This is a genomic window from bacterium (assembly GCA_021158245.1).
GTDB lineage: Bacteria > Zhuqueibacterota > QNDG01 > QNDG01 > QNDG01 > QNDG01.
The window spans coordinates 1-4,403 of sequence record JAGGVB010000170.1; the positions used below are offsets into that span (position 1 = coordinate 1).

4 protein-coding genes and 1 pseudogene are annotated in these 4,403 nt (G+C 40.0%); all 5 read left to right on the forward strand.

The window, feature by feature from the left end; genetic code table 11:
- The coding region (locus tag J7K93_08915) for a sugar ABC transporter ATP-binding protein (protein ID MCD6117122.1) at positions 1-458 on the forward strand (458 nt) is incomplete at its 5' end.
- On the forward strand, positions 445-1,629 hold the full coding sequence (locus tag J7K93_08920) for a sugar ABC transporter permease (protein ID MCD6117123.1): 1,185 nt from the start codon (positions 445-447) through the stop codon (positions 1,627-1,629). The genes J7K93_08915 and J7K93_08920, both read left to right, overlap by 14 nt.
- Before the next feature lie 416 nt (positions 1,630-2,045).
- Positions 2,046-2,593, forward strand: a pseudogene (locus J7K93_08925) (hypothetical protein).
- 46 nt (positions 2,594-2,639) lie between these two features.
- Positions 2,640-3,374 (forward strand): MBL fold metallo-hydrolase, encoded by a 735-nt coding sequence (locus J7K93_08930; protein ID MCD6117124.1) that lies wholly within the window; start codon positions 2,640-2,642, stop codon positions 3,372-3,374.
- 125 nt (positions 3,375-3,499) lie between these two features.
- Positions 3,500-4,403, forward strand: a 904-nt coding sequence (rsgA, locus tag J7K93_08935) for a ribosome small subunit-dependent GTPase A (GenBank protein MCD6117125.1), incomplete at its 3' end; no start/stop codon positions are given.

A 4,403-nucleotide genomic window follows, 5' to 3' on the forward strand; every position in this document is an offset into this window, starting at 1 on the left:
ACATGGAGCAAGAGACACAACGTCTGTTAGATCGTCTCAAGATTGACATCTCCTCCGTGCGTTCGAAAGTGGAGAAGCTGTCCGGTGGTCAGCGTCAGGCGGTGGCCATTGCTCGCGCGACAGCTTTTGATAACAAGGTCACCATTATGGACGAGCCCACGGCGGCTTTGAGCGTGGCGGCCATTAGTAAGGTACTCGATTTAGTGCGGGAGCTCAAGGCACAGGGCTCTTCGATTATCATAATCAGTCACCGCTTGGAAGATATCTACCAGGTTAGCGACCGAATGATGGTGCTGCGCCACGGTTGCAAGGTCTGTGACACTCCCGTTACCGGCGATATTGACGATTTCCGCGAGCGCGTGGTGGCCTACATAATCGGCGCACGTGATGATTTTGCCGAAAAAGTGAATAAGGAGTCAAATAATATGCAAAAGCAGGACCAAAATGTCGTTCATTAAAGATATAAATAAAATATTGCGAGAGAATATTCGTGAATGGGGTATGTATATTGCCTTATTGGTTATCATGGTCTTCTTCACCATCACGACGGAAGGCGTCTTTATTTCGTCGAGAAACATAGGCAATCTAATAAATCAGACAGGCTATATAGCAGTATTAGCGATTGGTATGACGTTGGTCATTATCATTCGGCATATAGATCTGTCGGTTGGTTATCTTTCAGGCTTCCTCGGCGCGGTAGCGGCAACCGCTATGGTATCCTGGCACCTGTCTGTATATACGAGCATACCGATTGTAGTAGTACTCGGAATTCTAGCAGGAATTCTCACCGCTTTCCTGGTAGCACAGATGAAAATTCCAGCTTTCGTAGCAACACTTGCCGGGTGGTTAGGTTACAGAGGAGCACTACAGCTTACAACGATGAGCAAAGGCACGATAGTTATCCCGAATGACACTTTTAATGCCATAGGCAACGGATATATTCCCGACATCCCCAATATCGGGATCTTACCCGGAATACATAAAGTAACACTTATCCTCGGAGTTCTGGTCATTCTATTTTTCATCATAAAAGCGATAAACAACCGCAGAAAGATGCGATCCTACAACATTGAAGTATTGCCGATGTATTTATTCATCATTAAATGGGTATTCATATCGGTTTTGATTGGGAGTATCACCTGGGTACTCGCAGGATATAGAGGTCTATCATGGACTGCTGTGGTCGTATTGATTGTGGTTTTAGTCTATAATTTCATTATGTCGCGGACAGTGCTCGGTAGACATATTTATGCTGTCGGTGGAAATCCAGAGGCGGCTGAGTTGAGCGGCATCAGTGTAAAGAAAATAACCTATGTGGTTTTTGGTTCGATGGGTATGCTTGCGGCTTTTTCAGGCATATTATTCGCATCCCGTTTTAAGTCCGCCACAACGACAGCGGGAACCCTATTTGAATTGGATGCAATCGCAGCGGCTTTTGTCGGTGGTGTATCAGCATCCGGCGGCGTTGGTAAAGTAACAGGATCAATCATCGGTGCATTGGTTATGATGTCACTGACGAATGGCATGAATCTTATGGGTATCGATATATCCTATCAGTACATCGTCAGGGCCCTTGTGCTTGTGGCTGCTGTTGTATTTGATGTTGCAACCCATAACAGAAAAAAATAATAAGGGACAGGGGGACGTTTCGTTTGTCACATAAAATGCCTCTAGCCGATAGAGTTAAGTTAGTTAAAGATATATACCAGGAAACTGGTGCGAGCATCAGAGATCTAAGTAGGGGATTAGGAATGGGAAGAAGTATTATAGGGAGAGCTGTTAAAATGTGACAAACGAAACGTCCCCCTGTCCCTCCCTTAGTAGAATTAGCGGATAAAGAGAAAAGAGCAATGAATATTTTATTAAATGCTTGTCAGGGGAATGTTTTTTAAAAAGCTAATATCTTATGGCGAACAGCAGCAACCCATCCTTGAAATTTTTATGCTGGTGTGGTAATAATTAATGAGAAATATTTTATTATTTAATAAAATATTTTCATGAGTGAAAGGATATTGTTTTTTATTATAAATATGAAAGGAAAAAAAATGGAAGAAAAGATTGTTTATTTCGAAAAAGCAGGAAAAGAAAATACAGCAGAAGTGATAAAATTAGTTCTGGAAAGGGCAAAATCAAGAGATATCAACCGGATTGTTCTGGCCTCAACCGGGGGTACACTGCCAAAGCATTCTTGGATGCTGTTAGTGGAAAGGATATCCATTTAGTGGTCGTTCCCTGGCAATTCAGTTTGAGGGATGAGGGTAATCAATTTCCAGAAGCATTAGTCAATGAATTACATAAAAAGAAACATATCGTCCACTTTGGAACCATGTTATTTTCTGCTAACGACTTATACGGTACAAATACACCAAAGGCCTTGGCTAATATTCTTCGCGTTATCGGACAAGGAATGAAAGTGTGTGTTGAGATAACCATGATGGCTTGTGATGGCGGATGCATAAAAATGGGTGAAAAAGTGATTGTGGTTGCCGGAACGGGAGGTGGAGCAGATTTTGCAGTTGCGGCTACTGCAGCATCCAGTGCCAAGGTAACTTCACTACGAATTAATGAGATTATTTGCAAACCTATTTTATAATTCTTAATAAGAAAAATATTAATTAAATGAATAAGGAGGGAAAAAGATGTTTAAACTTATTTTATTCCTAATACTTTTTGGACATATTACAGGTGTAGCCAATGCTCGGGCTCATTTTGAAACAGATAATATTATCACATCCGGCGGTGATCTGAAGATTACTTTTATTGGACACGCGAGCTTAACCTTTACCTTTAATGGAAAAGTCATTCATGTTGATCCTGATGGTGGGCTGGCGGATTACTCCACATTTCCCAAAGCAGATATTATTTTAATAACCCACGAGCATGATGACCATTTTGATTTATCAGCTATCAAAATATTACGAACTGATCAAACCAAATTAGTTCTTACGGAAACTTGTGCCAGGAAGATTTCAGGCGGCATCGTGATGAAGAATGGAGATATGCAAATCGTTCAAGGAATAAAAATTGAGGCAATACCAGCATACAATATTATCCATAAGCGTGATAATGGGCAACCCTTCCATCCGGAGGGGGTCGGAAACGGATATATTTTAATTTTTGGTGATAAACGAGTCTATGTGGCTGGTGATACGGAGAATATTCCCGAGATGAAAATACTACAGGGGATTGATGTGGCTTTTCTGCCTATGAATCTGCCCTACACCATGACACCGGAGATGGTTACGGAAGCCGCAAAACTGTTCAGACCGAAAATCCTTTATCCGTATCATTACGGTAATACCGATACTTCTAAACTGGTGGAATTGCTGAAAGGTGAGCAGGAGATTGAGGTGCGTATTCGTAAGATGAGCTAAACAAAAAACTCTCCGCGAATATGCTATTTCATTATGTTCAATATCCCCACCGTGTAGCCTTGGATTTTTAAGGAAAATATATATTCAAACACAATTAATTTTGTTAGATAACGGGAGAATATCGCATGAAATTAGAAAAATTAGGATTTAGTCATTGGTTTAAAGAAAAGATAGATCCTGAAAAATTAGTTGAGTACCAAATAGCCAGAATTGTCACTGTAAATAAGGATAGTTATATTATTAGAAATGGAGAAAAAGATGTTTTTGCGGAAGTAACCGGAAAATTTAAATTCGATGCTGATTCTCCTTTGGATTATCCCACAGTAGGTGATTGGGTCTATGCTAAATATTCTAATCAAGATTCTTTTGCCGTAATTAGTGAAATCTTTCCCAGAAAAACAATCTTAAAAAGGAAAACATCGGGTAAAAAGATAGAATTTCAATTAATCGCAGCAAACATCGATACGGCATTTATTATCCAGTCACTTGATTACAATTATAACCTCAGGCGATTAGAACGATATTTAGCAATGATAAATGAAAGTAATATTCGTCCAATAGTATTACTTAGCAAAAATGATCTGTTATCTCCTATGGATGTAGAAGAAAAGATATCCGAAATCCATACAGTGATGCCAGACATTCAGATAATGGCTTTTAGCAATATCACTAATTCCGGTTTAAGTGAGATAGAAGAAATATTGATTCCCGATGAAACATTTTGTTTACTTGGTTCATCAGGAGTGGGAAAAACCAGTTTATTAAATAATCTTTTGACCGAAGCACAGTTTGAGACCCAGGCTATTAGAGAAAAAGACGGAAAGGGGAGACATACGACTGCGCGCCGCCATTTAAATATATTAAAAAACGGTGTAATGCTCATAGATACACCGGGAATGCGGGAGCTGGGAAATATCGGATTAGAATCAGGCATTAATGATACATTTGATGAAATTTCAGAATTGTCAAGACAATGTCGCTTCAATAACTGTTCTCATACACAAGAGAATGGATGTGCCGTCTTATCTG

Coding starts and splice junctions, on each gene's coding strand:
- J7K93_08920 (MCD6117123.1), top strand. CDS start 445: ATGTCGTTCATTAAAGATATAAATAAAATATTGCGAGAGAATATTCGT.
- J7K93_08930 (MCD6117124.1), top strand. CDS start 2,640: ATGTTTAAACTTATTTTATTCCTAATACTTTTTGGACATATTACAGGT.